We start from the raw sequence: 15,494 nt of genomic DNA, 5'->3' as shown, positions 1-15,494 counted from the left end.
AAAACCTGTGAGTATGCGGTTTTTTTGGGAGTTGTAATGGGGGACGTTTCAGAGGAGTTTATTAATTCTTCTGGGGTGTCCCCCAAATGTCCCCCGACTTAAAATTGTTTGAGTCGAGAATTTTGCTTGTGTATTCCTCATATCTGTCTATGTTACGTTTCTCTAACTTTTTAGAAATGTGTGCGTATACATCAGATGTAATCTGCACACTACCATGACCAAGCTGCTCCTGGACAAACTTTATATCGGCTCCAGCTTCAAGCATGAGCACTGCGTAAGTGTGACGAAGAGAATGGATACGTAAAACTCCATCGAGACTAGCGCGCTTCAAGATACGCTTAAATGCGTTAAATAGTGTTGACTTCGGCATAGGACGTCCGTCATTTCTACATAGAACGAGATTTAAATCATGTCGGTACATTGTTTCTCCGAGATTAATTTTATTCTGGTTCTGCCAACTAGCATGATACTTTAGATCGTTGATTAGAGATGTACTTACACTGATTGTTCGTTTTGATTTGAATGTTTTTGTTTCCCCGAATAGCTCGTCCTCGTTATCAGGTTGGAAATCCAAAGTTTCATTAATGTGAATTTTTTTCTCCTTAAAATTAATATCAGACCACTTTAAAGCAGCGGCTTCACCTTTACGCATGCCAGTCTCCAACAGCACTTTGAAAAATATCCAGTATATATAACCATATCCTCTTGCTGTATAAAGAAAACGAGGAATATCCTCAGAATCAATGAAATCAATAGTTTTTTGTTTCCTCTCTCCCTTAATAATTGATCCTATGCAAGGATTACGTTCTAACTTTCCTTGAATTACTGCGAGTTCTAAAGCACTGTAAACTGTTGAGTTAATTATTTCGACTGTTCTTCGGCTTAAGCCTTTTTCTAAACAAGCATCTAAAAATTTTTGGTACATATCTGGTTTTAAATCTTTTATCATTAATTGTTTAAAATAAGGCTTAATGTGTGTTTTTAGATTGTTCATATGTTGTTTAAGTGTGTTTTTTCTAACATCTCCTTTTTTATAGTTGATGATCCAACTTTCTATATAATCGACGAGAGGCATGTCAATCTGTTCGTAACCTTGTTTTATTCTCTTTAAAAATTCTGCTGCAGCTAACTCTGCTTCCGGTTTTGTACGGAATCCCCGTTCTGACTTCTCCTTTTGTTGCTGTGTAAACGGATCGGTGTACTTTAACCGATACCGCCAACCACTCTTTAATCTTTTAAAGTTTGCCATGATTATTCCTCCAATAGAACAAATGTTCCGTTTTTTGTGTATGTGAAACCGCCTCGCAGCGGTGAAAGCGCAAAGTGAATATTTAGGAAAGCTATTTCATTCAAAACAATTAATCTTTTTTGTTCTTTTTAGCATCCCAGAACATAGCTTCCATGACCCGTTTAATTTTTTCTTTGTCGTCTTCTGAGATTGGTACGCCATCGAACATTACCGGCGCATCTTCTTCAAGTATTGTTTTAAAATCCCGAATGTCCTTTGACGTGGCCCACTCTGGATATTGGCGATCATCTTTTTCGGCTTCTGTACGGCCAAGAAGGTAATCTACGGTTACATCAAAATACTCGGCTAATTTTGAAGCTACCTCAGTATTTAAAGTTCGGCTTCCTTTTTCGATATTGTATAGAAATTGAGGGGTAATTCCTAAAAATTCAGCTACTTGTACTCCTGATTTCTTTTGTGATTTTCTAATCTCTCTTATCCGGTTAGGATAACTAGACATGTCCTGTGACCGCTCCTTTTAAACTAATTGATGAATTAATGATATCAACAAATAGATTAAAATACAAACAGCAAATAGATTAAAAAGAAGCAAATAGGCGAAAAATTGAGCATATATATTAAACTATATGGATAATAATCTAAAATGCTTCTATTTGAATCTATTTGATTAATTTTACGTTTGATTTAATTAATCAAATGGATTAATATTATTTCAACGGAGGTGATGAAATGAAGGTTTCTGAACAAATGAGGCCACTTATAAATGAAAAAGGATTAAATCCTTCTGATTTAGCTCATTTAGTTGGGTGTTCCCCGCAGTACATGCACAATTTGCTAAATGGAAGTCGTCGGTGGAACGAAACCACGCTTAGAAAAGCCTGCGATGCTTTGGGATTAGAGATCAAGCTGGTTCCTAAGAAATTAAAAGAAAACAACAATTAAGGAGGGATAAACATGTTGTCAGTCAGCGTTGACGAAAAAGAAGCCTTTCAACTGGTCAAATCGAAGATAGCGGAGGTTTTAAAAGAAGCTGATGTGGAGTACGTATTTTGGGATGCGGCTGAATTAAAGCGTCGTACATGTATGAGTTGGAACTTTATACAAGAACAATTTTTCTATCATCCAGGATTTCCGAAACGGAAAGTAGGGAGCAAATGGTATTTTCCTGCGAGAGAAACGCGTGAGTTCTTGGAAAATTGGTTATTGGAACAATCTTATTAAAGAAAGGAGAACAAAACTAAATGACTACACCCAATATAGAACAACTGGATAACTGACTGCATGATTTAAAGAATGTAAGCATTCTACTCTATTAAAAAAATAGCGAGAGTATCTTTACAAGATAGCATCTCTTTTCTTTAATGAATTGATAAAGCTACAACAACTTACATTTTATCACAGAGGGGATGTAAAGAAAGGAGAATCAACTTGCAAATTGGTATCAGCAAAATCAAAGTCAGTGATCGTATCCGCAAGGACTTTGGGGGAATAGAAGAATTGGCCCAGGATATAGAACAAAACGGACTTATTAATCCTATTGTAGTAACACCGGATTATCAGTTGATTGCTGGAGAACGGCGGTTGAGAGCGCACCAGTTCCTTGGACGCTCAGAAGTGACGGTAAGAGTTATGGAAATAAAGGATTTTGAACATCAACTACAGCTTGAGATCAGCGAAAACGAACATCGCAAGGAATTCACGTTTAGCGAGCGAGTCGAGTGGGCGCGGAGATTGGAGGAGGTTGAACGTCTAAAGGCCAGAGAACGGATGGTTGGCGGCAAGGAAAATTTACCTGACCAACCAACCGGACAAGTACGGGACATTGTAGCGGATCAAGCAGGCTTTGGTTCCGGTAGGCAGTATGACAAAGCGAAGTTTATTGCGGAAAATGCTACTCCTGAAATCATTCAACAGCTTGATGAAGGTTTGATCAGCACTCACAAGGCATTTGTAGAAACCAAAGCTCGGCTCGAAGCTGCTGTGCGTGAGGCAGAGGAAAGAGCAGAGCTGGCAGAGCGGGACAAGATTGAGTTACAAAGACAGTACAAAGATGCCATTCCTGCGGATCAACTTGAGGATGCCATATCTGCGGCTGTTGAGCGTCATGAGGAAGAAACGGGCATTTTCATTCGTCAAAAGGAAAAAGAGGCAGAAGCACAGCTCAAGCAACGCGATGAATATTGGAAAAACAAACTCAATGATGATTTGGAAAAAGAACGTTTAAAAGTTGAACAATTGAAGAGTGGCTACCAAAGAGCTAAAGAAGAACTTGAGAGTATCAAACTCCAGAAGCCAGACGACTTCAACGAACAGGAGGCCGCTGCTCAAATGAAGAGGCTTCGCTTTGAAGCGGACAGCAACACGATCCAAGTGAGTATCCATGTGAAACAGTTTCTGCAAAAGGTTGGAATTACTTCGTTCATGTTGGGGGCAATAGGCAGTGCAAGTAGCTCTGAAAAGAAACGGTTGTCTGAAAGTTTGGATATGTTGGAAGCCTTCATTGAACAACTTCGTCCAGCCGTTAACGGTAGAAAGGTGGTAGAAAAATGACACTAATTAATCCTAATCAGCAGCCAGATTTTTTGTCTGTAGTTGAAAAGCAAATGCAACTGACAGAAGCCCAAGGCATGGCAATTAGAGGCCTCGTAGACGGTATTAAGCAAATGCATTTGGATGTAACTGAAAAAGTGGAAGAAGTTCAGATGATGGTTCAAGAGGTTCGGGACAGTGTAACGCTGACGGATGCTGAATGCTATCAGTTACAGGATGCAGTAAGAATTAGGTCCATTACTCTCACAAAAGATCGTTACAAGGAGACAGATGGAAAATTTAACGAAACGGTCGGAAAATATCGCCGCATGATTTGGAGTAAGTTGAAAGTTTTGTTCTCAGTCGCGAAGTACAGTCACATCCGGCGCATTGATTTTGATGATTCCATTTACTTCGTTAAAGACTTTCGTCCAGAAGACTATATCTAAGGGGTGAATGATTATGACTCTACCGGAATTGGCTCGTATCTGGTTCGAAAACGAATTACAGCATGCCATTATCGTTCGTAATATCCGGCGTAAGGACAAGGCAAAATGAATAGCAAAATGCAAACTATTTACTCTATTCCTATTGTGGATGATGAAGGATTCAAATTTACATTAGATCAACCAGCAGACTCACTTATAGCCGCTGTATTACTCATGCGTCGCTGGTTGAATTGTCAACATTCAGTAGATATTGAGCTGCTAGAGCTGACAGAGCAGGATAAGAAAAAGCTTTCTCTTCAAAAGGAAAAAGAACTTACTGAACAAAAGCTTCAGGCCATTTATAAAACTCAATATGCTATTACAGATAGTCCATGGCCTAATCACGTTTGTATTCAGAAGATGAAACCTTTGAAGGAACAAGAAAGGCAATTGAAGGCTAAAATATCCGAACTTGAGGCGGAGATATGGAGCTGAGAGAGTTGGACGATCATAAACGATCTAGGGTGCTTAGAGCGCAATTACGTGAATTATATGAGGACAGCATTGACGCTGTCAAATTCGGATTACCGACTGACGAAATTCATGCTCAAATAGATTTGCTTACTGCTGAATTAAGTGAACTTGAGGAATTTAAAAATGAAGAATATGAAGGGCTAGAGGCTCCTAAGTCATCAGGATACAAGATATCTGGTAAAAAAATAGGATGCTGCAAGCATTGTGAAAAAGAAGTCTTTGAAGGACAAAAAATTCCCAATCCAAAAGAAGAAGGACTTTTCTGTAATTACTATTGCCGTAAGTTATACCGCAAAAGAAAAGACAGAAAAGTCCAGAAAAACAATCGTGCTACCAACACGATCATTTAAGAAACAATTCAACGGAAGTATAACACAAGATTTTGAAAATGAAAACAGGAGGCCTGTCTTGTGAGAGGAGACAAGGATTTTAGCATTTGGAATACAAGCATAGCTGTAAGAGGCGATAAAGAAATATCCCATCCTACCTTTTTACGGATGTTAGACATGATGAGGAATAGAGGTTTTGTCATTGGATCTGATCCACGAATAGACCGTGACTATCCTATCCTTTCGAAGGACCGTTTTGCTGGCAACAAGGGAGAGCTTCTGTTTGTTGGTGAAAAATATAATTGTGGTGCAAAACTTGAATTCTATCAAGAAATTAATGTAGAGAACCCAAACGGCGGTAGATATGACTTTAACAAATTTGAAAAGATGCCTTATCTACTCCAAAAGCGGTTTCTAGTTGAAGTCAGGTATATGGAACAATTTTTACTGAAGGAAGGATTTACTTGTGACTCTGAACCAGTACTAAAAACGTCATACGATAAGGTATTTAATAAGCTTAATTCGCCAAGCAGACACTGGAGTTCAGAAAATCTTCCTGATTATAACGCTCTCGATAAAGATGGGATACGGATAAATAACGGCGAAGTGAAATATTTCAGAGGTAGAAAGGGAACGTTGATGCGCGGGACCGTCTACCACAATATCAATAATATGTGGTGGGTCATAGTTAATAAAGATTACTATACCAACTTGGCAAGTTTCGAATTGTTTGACCTTGCTATAAAACCCGAAAACAGACTTAGAAAACTGACGAAGAGATCAGGTCATCACAACCCAAAATCCAGATTCATTCCTAGTGAGGCTAATTTAAAGGAGTGGAGTACAGCGGCTAAAAAAGCCGGAAAAGACGGAAGGATTAAGCTAGCAAATAGTGTGCTGGATTACTTATATGAAATCAACTGGACCTCTCGTAAATTCCAGTTCTTTAAAAAAGATAATGGCCGACTTGGTCTGATGGAAACCGAAGGGAACCCATATTTCTTGGGCCACAGACTGGGTGAGAAAAAGTATGATCCGCCTCGAATTATGTCTCTCTACACTCGTTCATTGGCTATGTCTGGTACAGAATCGTCCTGGGTTAAAGGCTTAAGGGATTATGTTACAGGTGGTAAGCCAACTATCTCAAAATGGTTCTGCCGGGATGGAAACGGAGAAGGCAGGCAGGCATACCTTTGGCCTGAAGTTAGGGAACGACTGCTCCATATAGGAGCACATGTATAAAAAAAGGAGTGGCTGCATTGTCTCTACAAAAACAATATACGCTCGGAGAGCTTTATAGTCTTGCGGATCAATGCAGCCATGATTACCCTGCTACACTGGCACGTAAGATTGAATTGTTGACCGAAGTCCAGATTCTCCTGGGGCGCAAGGCAGCTGAGGCCGTAAGGGATTATAAGAAGAAATATGCTGAGAGAAAGCGTGTTTATGCTGAAGCATATATAGCGGCAGAGAATCTTAGGGAGCAGCGAGCGGAATTGGCGGTCATTGATCTTCGCACCCAAGAAGCAGATGCGGAAGCCGATAAGGTCCGCTGGAGCAATGCTGTAGAAAGTAATGATCAGGTAATAAACTCTTTAAAATACAGCCTCAAGGTTCTGCTAGCGGAGTTTGGTAACAACGCCAGCGCAAACAGGTAGATTTATGATTCAAAAGCTGAGAAGAGGTTGAAACATGGCAGAAATTAAATGGATCAAGCTCAGTACTGGCATGTTTGACGACGAAAAAATTAAAATCATCGAAGATATGCCCGAAGCTGACACGATCATTGTTATATGGCTTAAGCTAATGACTATGACAGGAAGATCAAATATGGGCGGTTACATCATGCTGACCGAAACTATTCCATATACAGAGGACATGTTGATTTCAGTGATCAAGAGGCCGCTGCCAGTTATAAAAATGGCTCTATCCATCTTTGAAAGATTTGGGATGCTGGAAGTATCTGAGCAAGGAGCTTTCTTTCTGCCTAACTGGGAGAAGCATCAGAATGTAGACGGTATGGAGAAGGTCAGAGAACAAACTAAAAAGAGAGTTCAAAAATATCGGGATAAGCAGAAGCAGCTTGGTTCAGGTGAAGCAAATTCTCCTGTTACAGGAAACGCTACTAGTAACGTTACAGTAACGATCGGTAACGAAACAGATAAAGAATTAGATTTAGAACTAGAAAAAGATAGTTGTTGGTGTTTGACGCCCGAGACTGAAATCAAATCCGAAGATGAGGGGATACCGTTCACCCGACAGGATGCCGTTCCTGTCACTCCTGAAACAGATGCCGACTCTGGACAGGATGAAATATCATCTTCGGATATTGACTATCGCAACGCCATTGCCAACAAGTACTTGCAGCGCAGGGGAAAAGGACTACACATTACAGCAGCCGACGAAACGAGCATTGATGAATTGCTAGCTGCTAGTGTACCGCTTCAAACCGCCTTGGACGGAATTGATCAATCCTTTGACAAATTTAAACCTAAGCATAAGCGCGATGGGATACGGAGTCTGAGTTATTGTGCGACAATTATTTTCTCCTTGCATGCATTGCGAGAAGTTGATAGCAAGAGCAAAGAGGATGAAACGCCACTGGATGAGGTGGAACCGGAAATAGAAGTCCCAACAAGCGAATATACCCAAGTGGACATTCAGAACATGCTTGTAAAATTGAGGGCTAAACAGGGAGGTTGATGCCACATGGAGAGCTTCGGAAAAGAACTAAAGGCATTAATACCCGCTGGTTTTGCCAAGAGACAGGCTGCGGTGCTGGAACGTCTAGCAAACCATCCTGAGGTTCATCGGCTGAAAGCTGAGTTTCCAGACAGAACGGACGATTTGACAGAACCCAAACGATATAGAGATCTATCACAGCATATATCCTATTGCGATAAATGCAGCGAGTGTCCGGGGTTACTGGCTTGCCAGAACGAACAGAAGGGGCATACAAGCGTTGCGGAACCTAGTCCGACTAAAGGTGATGAACTAGTCTTCCGACTTCAAAAATGCCCATTGCTGGTCGCTCACGAAAGAGAACAAGGAATAGGTCAGAGGATAAAGAGTCATTACATCCCGGATCACATCCTAAATGCAACTTTTGAGGACATTGAACCTGACCCGCAGCGAATATCTGCAATTGCGGCGGCAATAAACTTTTGTGATGAATTTGTACCAGGTGAAACAACAAAAGGTTTGTACTTTTACGGTCAAATGGGTGTAGGCAAAAGTCGTATTGTTGGAGCCATTGCCCAAGAGTTGGCTAAGCGTGACGTAAGCGTACTGATGGTCTATGTCCCTGATTTTCTACTGGAGGTCAAGGATGCAATTGGCTCAAAGACAGAGACTGTTGAAAGCAAACTTGATGCTTTGAGAACTGTTCCTGTGTTGATATTGGACGATATCGGGGCCGAGTCATTAACGACTTGGACAAGGGATGAAGTCCTGGGACCAATACTTCAGCGGCGGATGGAACGCCTAACGACGATCTACACATCGAATTTAACCATGAGTGAGCTGAAACAGCATTTGGTGAATGTGAAAGACAGCAAGCCGAGCGAACAGAAACAGAATGACAAAAAAGCGGCCCGGATCTTTGAGCGAATAGAACCATTTGTAAAGATACTGCCGGTGGGTGGTAGAAATAGACGGAGGGATTAACGGTATGTGTAGAGCATGCGAAGACACAAAGGTTGCATACAGTTTCATTGGCTCCATGATGATACTAGGTCCATGCCCAGAATGTAACCCAAATGCCAAGAAGGACACGGTAAAGGAGGACGGACCATATGAATATAGTAGTGGACAGCGCTCTATTAGCTGAGGCTTTAGAAGATGCCAGCAAGGCAATTTCAACAAAAGTAATAATCCCCATATTGAGTTGCTTTTTGATCGAAGCAACGGAGGACAGGGTAACCGTTACTGGTACCGATGACCGAGCAACTATCCAATCATTTGTCGAGGAAAACATAGACATCAAAGAGACTGGTTCGGCGGCACTGCCTAAAGTTCTATTGGATATTCTTCAAAAGATCAATGGGAAAATAGAACTGCAAGTTAAAAATGGGAATCAAGTCACCATAAAGTCACGGAATAAGGAGATTGAGATAACTGGAATGCCTCCAGAAGAATATCCTGCTCCTCCAGAGATACATGAAAATGAGTTTGTTGAGATTAAGGGAAAAGACTTAAAAAATCTGATCAAAAAGACAGTTTTCGCGGCAGATATAGACGGAAAATCATTGCCTATCATTACAGGGGTAAACGTTATTCTTCAGACCGGGAAAATTCAAATGGTGGCAACGAACCGACACCGATTGGCCCATGCTGAAAGAGAATTTGATATTGGAAATATCGGCACGGCTGTTATTGAAGCCAGAGGAATAATTGAGTTACAGAAGATCGTTAATGACAACGATGAAGTAGAATTCGGTTTTTCCAAGTCTTCTGGCGGAGATGTAATAAATGCGTTCGCACGAACAGAAAGATTTATATTTTATTCCCGTGTTTTAGAAGGAATTTATCCTGATACAACCCATGCTATGGCTATTAAAGCAGTTACCGAAATAACCGTGAACCGGAAAGAACTGATCGAATCATTAGAGCTTATTTTTACATTGGCGAAAGAAGAAAAAAATAACGCTGTCACATTCTCTGTTTCAGAAAAAGAAATTAACATTCGAGGTAAGGGGAAGGAAACGGGCAAGGCAACAGAAAGTATAACACCAATTAGTTTCAATGGAGAAAATTTCAACCTGACGTTGAATGCAAAATATGTGTTGGATGCATTGAAGGTCTTAGAAAACGATGTAATTACACTCGGGTACACTGGTTCTTTAAAGCCTCTCACTCTTCGGAGTGACGAGTCCAGTTTCTACATTGTTCTCCCTTATAGGGTGGCTGGATAGATGAGTAAATACAATGCCAAAAAAGTGATTGTTACAGCCGATGGAACACTATTCGAGGAATGGATTGTAAAAAGGTACGAATTAGATGTGATAGGCACACTCTTTGATAGCAAAGCAGAGGGAGAGTATTGCCAAGAACTCCTTCGTCAGCGCAAGTATGGAGAAATCAAAGACTTCAAGTGCCACCCTGTATTTATACTACAGGAGAAACCTAAAGTGACCTACATTGCTGATTTTCTGGTCACTAATCTGGACGATACTCAGCGAGTAATAGATATCAAGGGTGTAGAGACATCGACATTCCGTGTCAAATTGAAATTATTCCAAGCAAAATATCCGACTTTACCTATAGATATACTCACTAAAAAACGAGGAGAATTCATTCCGATCAAGCAGTTCAAGAAAGAAAAAGCGGATCGGAAACGAGCTATCAATAAACTTTTAAAACAAGCAGAAGGAGAGAGGAAAAATGTCAGGACTAGCCGGAATGCAAGTAAAATTCACCGTATTAAAAAATGAGGATATCAATAAATACCTTGATGAACGTGAGAAAAGTGATCTATCTCGGATTTTGTGGAAGGTTCAGGAGCTGCGGCTTCTGGATGGAAAGCCTCCACTTAATACGTATCTGGTAGTTAACACAGACGAACCATATGCCACTGATATTGTTCGTATCATGCAAACCAATAACCATTGGGGTCCGGTGAGTGATCCTAATCAGGCAGAGATGGAGTATTACGGTGGTACGCTTATTCTACCGAGAACGGAGGAGGAAATTAAATGAAGCGCTCTCAAAATGAAATTAAACGTCCGGAAGTAACACAGCGGATCATAGAATTGCTGGACAAGCAAAATGAGAAAGGTCTTAAGAAATACGGAACAACTATAGACCAGGTATCAGATATGGCCTATGACTGGAAGCTTATGGCGCTGGAGGAGGCAATTGATCTTATTCAGTACCAGCAGAAAGAAATCATGCGACTCGAAAGGCTGCTTACCCCAATCTGAGGATAAATAAAAGGAGCACAGAGGTCATACTTCCTCTTGCTCCTCAACAAATAAATCTTCAATGGAAATATTAAGTGCTTTTGAGATCGAGAATAAAATATTTGCTTCGTGACGCTCGTTTTTGTCGAATCGACTGATAGAAGCTTGCGGAACTCCACTAAGTTCAGATAGTTGATTTTGGGTCATATCCCTTTCTTTCAAAATGTTTGTCAAATTGGGACGCACCCTAACAACCTTAGCCATGATATCACCTCAATACAATGCATTATACGATGTTGTATATTTTTTATCAATATCTATTGACTGAATATGCAAACTCGTATATTATTGGTTTACAAACAAATATACGAGTTTGCATATTGTATATTGCATATAAAATGGAGGCGCTGATTATGAGAAAAACATACAAGCAATGGGTATTCTGCAAGACGGGTTTTGGGAATTCGAGTGGAACTTCATCCTACTTACAATTTGGATCAAAGAATTAAAAACTCGTCTGAGCGAGTATAAACAGGTCATTAAGCTCAGAGCGTTCACCGGGATCATGCGGTGAGGTTGGCACAAGCCAAGATCAGTTAAGGAAACTTTTCCTACGCTGAATGATTCGATTACGCAACACTGTATCCGAACGAGCAACCTTGTATAGGAACCGAAAACATATAGGAGGGCGGATATGACGAAACAAGAGGCTGACGAATTTACCACAGCTTTGTCGGAACGATACGCTCAGATTCAGAAATATAACTCTCATAACAATGAATTGCTGAGTTTGTGGGAAGAAGTTATTGAAACCTTACCATCAAATTTAAAGAGTGTGTTTGAAGAAAAATACGATCACCTTGTAAGGGAGAGTAGTTCGTGAAAAAGCTCGACTTGAACAAGCTTGATGAAGAACCTATTGAAGTACAGCAGGCCGTGGCCTTCTACGCATCCCATACGATAAATAAAGTGCGTGTAACAACGGAAGAAAGATATAATTATTATTCCATTTTAGAGGAAGCTGGCTTGCTTGAACCTCTAAAATCCGTAGTGGAGCCGTAGTGGTTTAGGCTCAAAATATAAGCATAAGCAAAGGAAAAACGAATTTAAATTGTCGGAAAGGTGGCGAGGGGAATGTCCCATCAAACATTTTGGAAGCCGGAGAAAAAGCCAAAGCAAAAGAAGGCTTACAGCAGACTTGAACAACGGAAAAAGGATAAAAAACCTGTTCCTGAATGGAAAAAAGATATTCTCTCTCACCACCAGTCACGGCCTAATACCAAGGAGCGTGGAGAATTCCCGAAGGATGTAATTGCGGAACTGATTGCTGATTCAAACGGAATCTGTGAATGTTGCAAAGCCGCCGAAGCCACGACTACTCATCACGTTTATCCGCGCGGGAGAAAAGGACGAGGAGTCAAGACAAACGGCCTGCGGCTCTGCTGGCCTTGCCATGATCGGATACAAACAAATGAGGAGTTGCTACAATTCTGGATATCTGCATTTCGCGATAAATATGGCGATCATTTTTGGTTTGATGAACAAGATTGGGAAGAGTACAACCGTAAACAGGCGGCAAGGAAGCGCGTAGAAGACGAGAAAAAGGAACGTCTAGAATCTATTAAGCCAGTGATGGAACTGCTTACTACAGCGGCAGGCCGATCTTTGAAGGTTAAGGAAGTGCGCTTGCTGGAAGCTATGGATGAAAAACAGATTTGTGTTTTTGAAAACATGCTAAACGATATTTTAGGAGCTTCAGCTAAACAGCAAGTGCCTTTTGGATATGGGTATTTTGATGATTGAGAATAGGAAGTGGAACTTACAGGAATATAACTAAAAGTCCACATACTAAAAAGAAGGACCCAAAGAGTATAGATACAGATCCTCTAAATTTCATGTCATTAATGTATGCATCACTTGGTTCTGAGTCACCTTTGATCTTCCAGGCTTCGTTTGCACGCCATCCCCAAGTGGGATTTCGTTTACTTAAAATACCAAGCGCGAAAAAAATAATTGCAAAAAGTATAAGTACGAAACCAAGCATTTTATCAACTCCTTTAATTAAATTATACCAAAAAATAACGATGAAAAGTATAGCCCCCAAGGGTAGAGAGGATAGGCCCAGTGGATAAGAAGGAGGGAACAGCCCTCCATAAGGGGGGTTCAAGCATGAACCGGATAGATGCAGTTATAGCGATTGGTGATCTACTAGAGCAAAAATGTTCCGGTTGCCCAACGCGGGACGAATTTAATCGTAAGTACGGCAGTGTTACATCCAAGTTGGATAAGCACTGCAAAATGAATTGCCCTGTAGGTCGCCAATTACAAGACTATGGAAAGCAGCTCGGCAGAAAGGGCGATGAACATGGAACGGATTATCTACGTCGCCGGGGTAAACCGGAAGCACCTGGCAGAGCAGGCCAGCAGCGTACCGTACTGGCTCCTGAGTGCGACCCTGCTGCGAAAGTACCCCAGTTGGCTTGAGCCATACATGCGGAATCGGGCGGTGATATGGGACCCTGGGACGTTTACTGAGGATTGCATATCTTATCAAGGCTATCGGGCCTATATTGACCGTAATGTTAAATCCCGTCACCAGTACATGCAGTATGACGAGATTGGCAACCCAGAAGCTACAGCATGGTATTTGCAGGATATGAGGCGGCGCGGATACAATCCGGTTCCCATTTTGCAACCTGGGGGAGATACGAGGTTACTGCAAACGGAACAACTGGTATTTATCGGTGGGACCGTGCGAATGTCTGAGGAAGAACGAATTCGTTACCTTGATGGCTTGCTGTGTGGCCCTGTCAGAGCTCGCGTGCATCTGTTAGGAATGATGCTACCTAAATGGTTTGCCCCGTACAACGCTGCTGTACAGGGAGACAATACAAGCTGGATTCCCCGGAGCGAATGGAATCGGCGCAAGACTGTAGCGGAGTGGATGCAGGAATACGGCAAGCAATGGATGCCAGCCGAGCCAAGGCGTTCGGTGCAACTAACCCTATTTTAAGGGGGATACACCCCCTACTACACCAAAGGAGAGATATAAAAAATGAACATAGAAAAGCTGGAACGTTACGAGGAAGCATTGGAGGTAGTGAAGGCCAACCGTAAAGCATCGGTTACGTTCCTCCAGCGGAAAATGCGTATTGGATATGTATGGGCTGCTAAAATCATCGACCGGATGGAACAAGAGGACCTAATCGGGCCGTACCGAGGGGATAAGCCGCGCGAAATTCACATTAAATAGTTTCCCCCTACTACCTATAAAGGAGAGATATACATGTCCAGACAAGTGAACCCGGATTTATATGATCTTTTGAGAGAGCGTGAAACTGGACTGTACACGCAAAACTTTGAAAAAAACCAAACAGTATTCGCATATGTTCATTTAGACTACAGTGACGTTGCTGGTTTTGTAGACTTGATGGGATATGATTTTTTATGTGAAGGCGGCTATGATGCAAAGATTTGCCCGACTTCCGTCTGCATTGAAATTAACGATGTTATAGGGTATTTCGGCAATGAATTGTCGGATTACAAGAATTGTTTCGATGAAGATGACTGGGAACGCTATGAAAGAGAAATTGCAATTATGGAGGCATAACAGCCTCTTACCCTATACCCAATATAAATATCAAAGGAGCGAATGAAAATGAACACTGAAACCAATGACCGTAAACTGCTGCGTGAGATCGGATACGAAGAAAGCCTGCTTGCTACCATGACAGATGAAGATTGTGAAGCAGAGGTTACGGAGTTGCCATACAACGCTTAAACAGGGGGCCTTCTGGCCTCTTACCCTATACCCCTATATACCACCTTCAAGGAGAGTGAATGGATAAATGAGTGATACAAAAATTAAGTTCAAATGGTGGGATAAAGAAGATAAAGTGATGCTCGGTCCTGAGTTGGATGACAACTTTGAAATAGAAATCGCTTCAAAAGGAGCATTATTCTTGACAGACACTTCTCGTCAAGACGAAGACGGTTGGGATTGGGAAATGGATGTAGTCTGGTTAAGGTTCACGGGTTCGGCGGATAAGAATGGGGAGGAAATCTACGATGGTGATGTTCTGAAAATCCCTAATTTTTACGAAACACCTGAAAATACGGAACCAACATATAATTTTGCTCAAGTCAGTTACGAGAATGGAAGCTTTCTGATAGGCGGAGATATTGCTTACGACGATTGGGAGTATCTGGAGAGGGAGTCTGAGGTAATAGGCAACATACACGATAACCCGGAGCTGCTACAGCCCCAAGGAGGCGGTAAAGGTGAATGAACGGACATATAAGCTACAAAAAGGCGATCAGGTTGTAATGCACGGTTGCTATGAGGCCCGTAAGGAGAAGTACAAGGATAAGGTATGGACAGTAAAATCAGAGCCTTGGGACTTGTGCGGTTCGGAGGTTGTGCGGCTTGAAGGGTACATCGGAGGATTTGCTACGAAATATTTGAGGAGGGTTGAGGCATAGCAGCCTTTACCCCCGTACTCTAAATCCCTTCAGATTTATAAAA

28 protein-coding genes are annotated in these 15,494 nt (G+C 41.5%); 24 read left to right on the top strand and 4 right to left on the bottom strand.

Translation table 11 applies throughout. The annotated features are described in order from the left end of the window. Positions 1-61 precede the first annotated feature (61 nt). Both PPM_RS14630 and PPM_RS14625 read right to left on the bottom strand, forming a co-directional pair. The gene (locus tag PPM_RS14630; RefSeq protein ID WP_014599963.1) at positions 62-1,249 is read right to left on the bottom strand and encodes a site-specific integrase; all 1,188 of its coding nucleotides are present in this window, start codon (positions 1,247-1,249) and stop codon (positions 62-64) included. A gap of 109 nt (positions 1,250-1,358) precedes the next feature. Beyond that, the gene (locus PPM_RS14625) at positions 1,359-1,748 is read right to left on the bottom strand and encodes a helix-turn-helix domain-containing protein (protein ID WP_014599962.1); all 390 of its coding nucleotides are present in this window, start codon (positions 1,746-1,748) and stop codon (positions 1,359-1,361) included. Positions 1,749-1,978: 230 nt separating this feature from the next. Between PPM_RS14625 and PPM_RS14620 the strand changes: the two genes are divergently transcribed. The 14 genes from PPM_RS14620 (at position 1,979) to PPM_RS14555 (ending at position 10,990) form a co-directional block, all read left to right on the top strand. After that, positions 1,979-2,191, top strand: a complete 213-nt coding sequence (locus tag PPM_RS14620) for a helix-turn-helix domain-containing protein (protein ID WP_017427617.1) — start codon at positions 1,979-1,981, stop codon at positions 2,189-2,191. 12 nt (positions 2,192-2,203) lie between these two features. Further along, positions 2,204-2,470 (top strand): hypothetical protein, encoded by a 267-nt coding sequence (locus PPM_RS14615; RefSeq protein WP_014599961.1) that lies wholly within the window; start codon positions 2,204-2,206, stop codon positions 2,468-2,470. A gap of 207 nt (positions 2,471-2,677) precedes the next feature. Further along, positions 2,678-3,799: a ParB N-terminal domain-containing protein gene (locus PPM_RS14610; protein ID WP_014599960.1), complete on the top strand. Its 1,122-nt coding sequence runs from the start codon at positions 2,678-2,680 to the stop codon at positions 3,797-3,799. Beyond that, positions 3,796-4,227, top strand: a complete 432-nt coding sequence (locus PPM_RS14605) for an ORF6C domain-containing protein (RefSeq protein ID WP_014599959.1) — start codon at positions 3,796-3,798, stop codon at positions 4,225-4,227. The genes PPM_RS14610 and PPM_RS14605 overlap by 4 nt, the downstream gene beginning before the upstream one ends. A gap of 105 nt (positions 4,228-4,332) precedes the next feature. Further along, positions 4,333-4,701: a hypothetical protein gene (locus PPM_RS14600; RefSeq protein WP_014599958.1), complete on the top strand. Its 369-nt coding sequence runs from the start codon at positions 4,333-4,335 to the stop codon at positions 4,699-4,701. Between the two features lie 5 nt (positions 4,702-4,706). Further along, on the top strand, positions 4,707-5,090 hold the full coding sequence (locus PPM_RS14595; RefSeq protein ID WP_231860474.1) for a hypothetical protein: 384 nt from the start codon (positions 4,707-4,709) through the stop codon (positions 5,088-5,090). A gap of 60 nt (positions 5,091-5,150) precedes the next feature. Beyond that, the gene (locus PPM_RS14590; RefSeq protein ID WP_014599956.1) at positions 5,151-6,311 is read left to right on the top strand and encodes a hypothetical protein; all 1,161 of its coding nucleotides are present in this window, start codon (positions 5,151-5,153) and stop codon (positions 6,309-6,311) included. Positions 6,312-6,319: 8 nt separating this feature from the next. Next, positions 6,320-6,727, top strand: coding sequence for a hypothetical protein (locus PPM_RS14585; RefSeq protein WP_231860473.1), 408 nt, complete (start codon positions 6,320-6,322; stop codon positions 6,725-6,727). Between the two features lie 34 nt (positions 6,728-6,761). Continuing rightward, complete coding sequence (locus tag PPM_RS14580) at positions 6,762-7,772, top strand: phage replisome organizer N-terminal domain-containing protein (protein WP_014599954.1); 1,011 nt, start codon at positions 6,762-6,764, stop codon at positions 7,770-7,772. A 6-nt stretch (positions 7,773-7,778) separates the two neighbouring features. Then, on the top strand, positions 7,779-8,735 hold the full coding sequence (dnaI, locus tag PPM_RS14575; RefSeq protein WP_014599953.1) for a primosomal protein DnaI: 957 nt from the start codon (positions 7,779-7,781) through the stop codon (positions 8,733-8,735). Between the two features lie 128 nt (positions 8,736-8,863). Next, positions 8,864-9,982 carry a DNA polymerase III subunit beta gene (dnaN, locus tag PPM_RS14570; protein ID WP_014599952.1) on the top strand — a complete coding sequence of 373 codons (1,119 nt, stop codon included), beginning with the start codon at positions 8,864-8,866 and terminating at the stop codon, positions 9,980-9,982. Continuing rightward, on the top strand, positions 9,983-10,501 hold the full coding sequence (locus PPM_RS14565; protein WP_014599951.1) for a DUF1064 domain-containing protein: 519 nt from the start codon (positions 9,983-9,985) through the stop codon (positions 10,499-10,501). Beyond that, positions 10,452-10,766: a hypothetical protein gene (locus PPM_RS14560; RefSeq protein WP_014599950.1), complete on the top strand. Its 315-nt coding sequence runs from the start codon at positions 10,452-10,454 to the stop codon at positions 10,764-10,766. The genes PPM_RS14565 and PPM_RS14560 overlap by 50 nt, the downstream gene beginning before the upstream one ends. Further along, positions 10,763-10,990, top strand: a complete 228-nt coding sequence (locus PPM_RS14555) for a hypothetical protein (protein ID WP_014599949.1) — start codon at positions 10,763-10,765, stop codon at positions 10,988-10,990. Before PPM_RS14560 ends, PPM_RS14555 begins: the two co-directional genes overlap by 4 nt. A 24-nt stretch (positions 10,991-11,014) precedes the next feature. On the opposite strand, the gene PPM_RS14550 is transcribed toward PPM_RS14555, so the two are convergent. Then, a complete protein-coding gene (locus PPM_RS14550; RefSeq protein WP_014599948.1) occupies positions 11,015-11,233 on the bottom strand; it encodes a helix-turn-helix domain-containing protein in 219 nt (72 codons plus the stop codon). 430 nt (positions 11,234-11,663) lie between these two features. Between PPM_RS14550 and PPM_RS14545 the strand changes: the two genes are divergently transcribed. The 3 genes from PPM_RS14545 (at position 11,664) to PPM_RS14535 (ending at position 12,772) form a co-directional block, all read left to right on the top strand. Then, on the top strand, positions 11,664-11,852 hold the full coding sequence (locus tag PPM_RS14545) for a hypothetical protein (RefSeq protein ID WP_043921424.1): 189 nt from the start codon (positions 11,664-11,666) through the stop codon (positions 11,850-11,852). Then, positions 11,849-12,031, top strand: coding sequence for a hypothetical protein (locus tag PPM_RS14540; protein ID WP_014599947.1), 183 nt, complete (start codon positions 11,849-11,851; stop codon positions 12,029-12,031). The genes PPM_RS14545 and PPM_RS14540 overlap by 4 nt, the downstream gene beginning before the upstream one ends. A gap of 72 nt (positions 12,032-12,103) precedes the next feature. Then, positions 12,104-12,772 carry an HNH endonuclease gene (locus tag PPM_RS14535; protein ID WP_014599946.1) on the top strand — a complete coding sequence of 223 codons (669 nt, stop codon included), beginning with the start codon at positions 12,104-12,106 and terminating at the stop codon, positions 12,770-12,772. 16 nt (positions 12,773-12,788) lie between these two features. Here the strand turns inward: PPM_RS14535 and PPM_RS30520 are convergent, their stop codons facing one another. Continuing rightward, positions 12,789-13,013, bottom strand: a complete 225-nt coding sequence (locus tag PPM_RS30520; RefSeq protein ID WP_017427631.1) for a DUF6199 family natural product biosynthesis protein — start codon at positions 13,011-13,013, stop codon at positions 12,789-12,791. A 125-nt stretch (positions 13,014-13,138) separates the two neighbouring features. Here PPM_RS30520 and PPM_RS28655 point away from each other — a divergent pair, with 125 nt between their 5' ends. The 7 genes from PPM_RS28655 (at position 13,139) to PPM_RS14500 (ending at position 15,451) form a co-directional block, all read left to right on the top strand. Next, positions 13,139-13,453, top strand: coding sequence for a zinc-finger domain-containing protein (locus PPM_RS28655; protein WP_148266404.1), 315 nt, complete (start codon positions 13,139-13,141; stop codon positions 13,451-13,453). After that, on the top strand, positions 13,335-13,982 hold the full coding sequence (locus tag PPM_RS14525; RefSeq protein ID WP_014599945.1) for a hypothetical protein: 648 nt from the start codon (positions 13,335-13,337) through the stop codon (positions 13,980-13,982). Before PPM_RS28655 ends, PPM_RS14525 begins: the two co-directional genes overlap by 119 nt. A 42-nt stretch (positions 13,983-14,024) precedes the next feature. After that, positions 14,025-14,222: a DNA translocase FtsK gene (locus PPM_RS14520; RefSeq protein ID WP_014599944.1), complete on the top strand. Its 198-nt coding sequence runs from the start codon at positions 14,025-14,027 to the stop codon at positions 14,220-14,222. Between the two features lie 33 nt (positions 14,223-14,255). Continuing rightward, positions 14,256-14,579 carry a hypothetical protein gene (locus tag PPM_RS14515; RefSeq protein WP_014599943.1) on the top strand — a complete coding sequence of 108 codons (324 nt, stop codon included), beginning with the start codon at positions 14,256-14,258 and terminating at the stop codon, positions 14,577-14,579. Positions 14,580-14,627: 48 nt separating this feature from the next. After that, on the top strand, positions 14,628-14,750 hold the full coding sequence (locus PPM_RS30420) for a hypothetical protein (protein WP_269451080.1): 123 nt from the start codon (positions 14,628-14,630) through the stop codon (positions 14,748-14,750). 67 nt (positions 14,751-14,817) lie between these two features. Further along, positions 14,818-15,258 (top strand): YopX family protein, encoded by a 441-nt coding sequence (locus tag PPM_RS28020; protein WP_014599942.1) that lies wholly within the window; start codon positions 14,818-14,820, stop codon positions 15,256-15,258. Continuing rightward, positions 15,251-15,451, top strand: coding sequence for a hypothetical protein (locus tag PPM_RS14500; RefSeq protein ID WP_014599941.1), 201 nt, complete (start codon positions 15,251-15,253; stop codon positions 15,449-15,451). Before PPM_RS28020 ends, PPM_RS14500 begins: the two co-directional genes overlap by 8 nt. Positions 15,452-15,494 lie beyond the last annotated feature (43 nt).

Source organism: Paenibacillus polymyxa M1 (assembly GCF_000237325.1).
GTDB lineage: Bacteria > Bacillota > Bacilli > Paenibacillales > Paenibacillaceae > Paenibacillus > Paenibacillus polymyxa_C.
The sequence above is the reverse complement of the archived record's forward strand: the minus strand, read 5'-3'. Positions and strand labels throughout refer to the sequence as shown.

What these genes read in the sequence shown, in the direction of transcription:
- PPM_RS14520 (WP_014599944.1), top strand. Translation starts at nt 14,025, where the DNA reads ATGAACATAGAAAAGCTGGAACGTTACGAGGAAGCATTGGAGGTAGTG.
- PPM_RS14550 (WP_014599948.1), bottom strand. Translation starts at nt 11,233, where the DNA reads ATGGCTAAGGTTGTTAGGGTGCGTCCCAATTTGACAAACATTTTGAAA.
- PPM_RS14615 (WP_014599961.1), top strand. Translation starts at nt 2,204, where the DNA reads ATGTTGTCAGTCAGCGTTGACGAAAAAGAAGCCTTTCAACTGGTCAAA.
- PPM_RS14580 (WP_014599954.1), top strand. Translation starts at nt 6,762, where the DNA reads ATGGCAGAAATTAAATGGATCAAGCTCAGTACTGGCATGTTTGACGAC.
- PPM_RS14560 (WP_014599950.1), top strand. Translation starts at nt 10,452, where the DNA reads ATGTCAGGACTAGCCGGAATGCAAGTAAAATTCACCGTATTAAAAAAT.
- PPM_RS14525 (WP_014599945.1), top strand. Translation starts at nt 13,335, where the DNA reads ATGGAACGGATTATCTACGTCGCCGGGGTAAACCGGAAGCACCTGGCA.
- PPM_RS14515 (WP_014599943.1), top strand. Translation starts at nt 14,256, where the DNA reads ATGTCCAGACAAGTGAACCCGGATTTATATGATCTTTTGAGAGAGCGT.
- PPM_RS30520 (WP_017427631.1), bottom strand. Translation starts at nt 13,013, where the DNA reads ATGCTTGGTTTCGTACTTATACTTTTTGCAATTATTTTTTTCGCGCTT.
- dnaI (WP_014599953.1), top strand. Translation starts at nt 7,779, where the DNA reads ATGGAGAGCTTCGGAAAAGAACTAAAGGCATTAATACCCGCTGGTTTT.
- PPM_RS14625 (WP_014599962.1), bottom strand. Translation starts at nt 1,748, where the DNA reads ATGTCTAGTTATCCTAACCGGATAAGAGAGATTAGAAAATCACAAAAG.
- PPM_RS28020 (WP_014599942.1), top strand. Translation starts at nt 14,818, where the DNA reads ATGAGTGATACAAAAATTAAGTTCAAATGGTGGGATAAAGAAGATAAA.
- PPM_RS30420 (WP_269451080.1), top strand. Translation starts at nt 14,628, where the DNA reads ATGAACACTGAAACCAATGACCGTAAACTGCTGCGTGAGATCGGATAC.
- PPM_RS14535 (WP_014599946.1), top strand. Translation starts at nt 12,104, where the DNA reads ATGTCCCATCAAACATTTTGGAAGCCGGAGAAAAAGCCAAAGCAAAAG.
- PPM_RS14600 (WP_014599958.1), top strand. Translation starts at nt 4,333, where the DNA reads ATGAATAGCAAAATGCAAACTATTTACTCTATTCCTATTGTGGATGAT.
- dnaN (WP_014599952.1), top strand. Translation starts at nt 8,864, where the DNA reads ATGAATATAGTAGTGGACAGCGCTCTATTAGCTGAGGCTTTAGAAGAT.
- PPM_RS14555 (WP_014599949.1), top strand. Translation starts at nt 10,763, where the DNA reads ATGAAGCGCTCTCAAAATGAAATTAAACGTCCGGAAGTAACACAGCGG.
- PPM_RS14620 (WP_017427617.1), top strand. Translation starts at nt 1,979, where the DNA reads ATGAAGGTTTCTGAACAAATGAGGCCACTTATAAATGAAAAAGGATTA.
- PPM_RS14630 (WP_014599963.1), bottom strand. Translation starts at nt 1,249, where the DNA reads ATGGCAAACTTTAAAAGATTAAAGAGTGGTTGGCGGTATCGGTTAAAG.
- PPM_RS14545 (WP_043921424.1), top strand. Translation starts at nt 11,664, where the DNA reads ATGACGAAACAAGAGGCTGACGAATTTACCACAGCTTTGTCGGAACGA.
- PPM_RS28655 (WP_148266404.1), top strand. Translation starts at nt 13,139, where the DNA reads ATGAACCGGATAGATGCAGTTATAGCGATTGGTGATCTACTAGAGCAA.
- PPM_RS14565 (WP_014599951.1), top strand. Translation starts at nt 9,983, where the DNA reads ATGAGTAAATACAATGCCAAAAAAGTGATTGTTACAGCCGATGGAACA.
- PPM_RS14605 (WP_014599959.1), top strand. Translation starts at nt 3,796, where the DNA reads ATGACACTAATTAATCCTAATCAGCAGCCAGATTTTTTGTCTGTAGTT.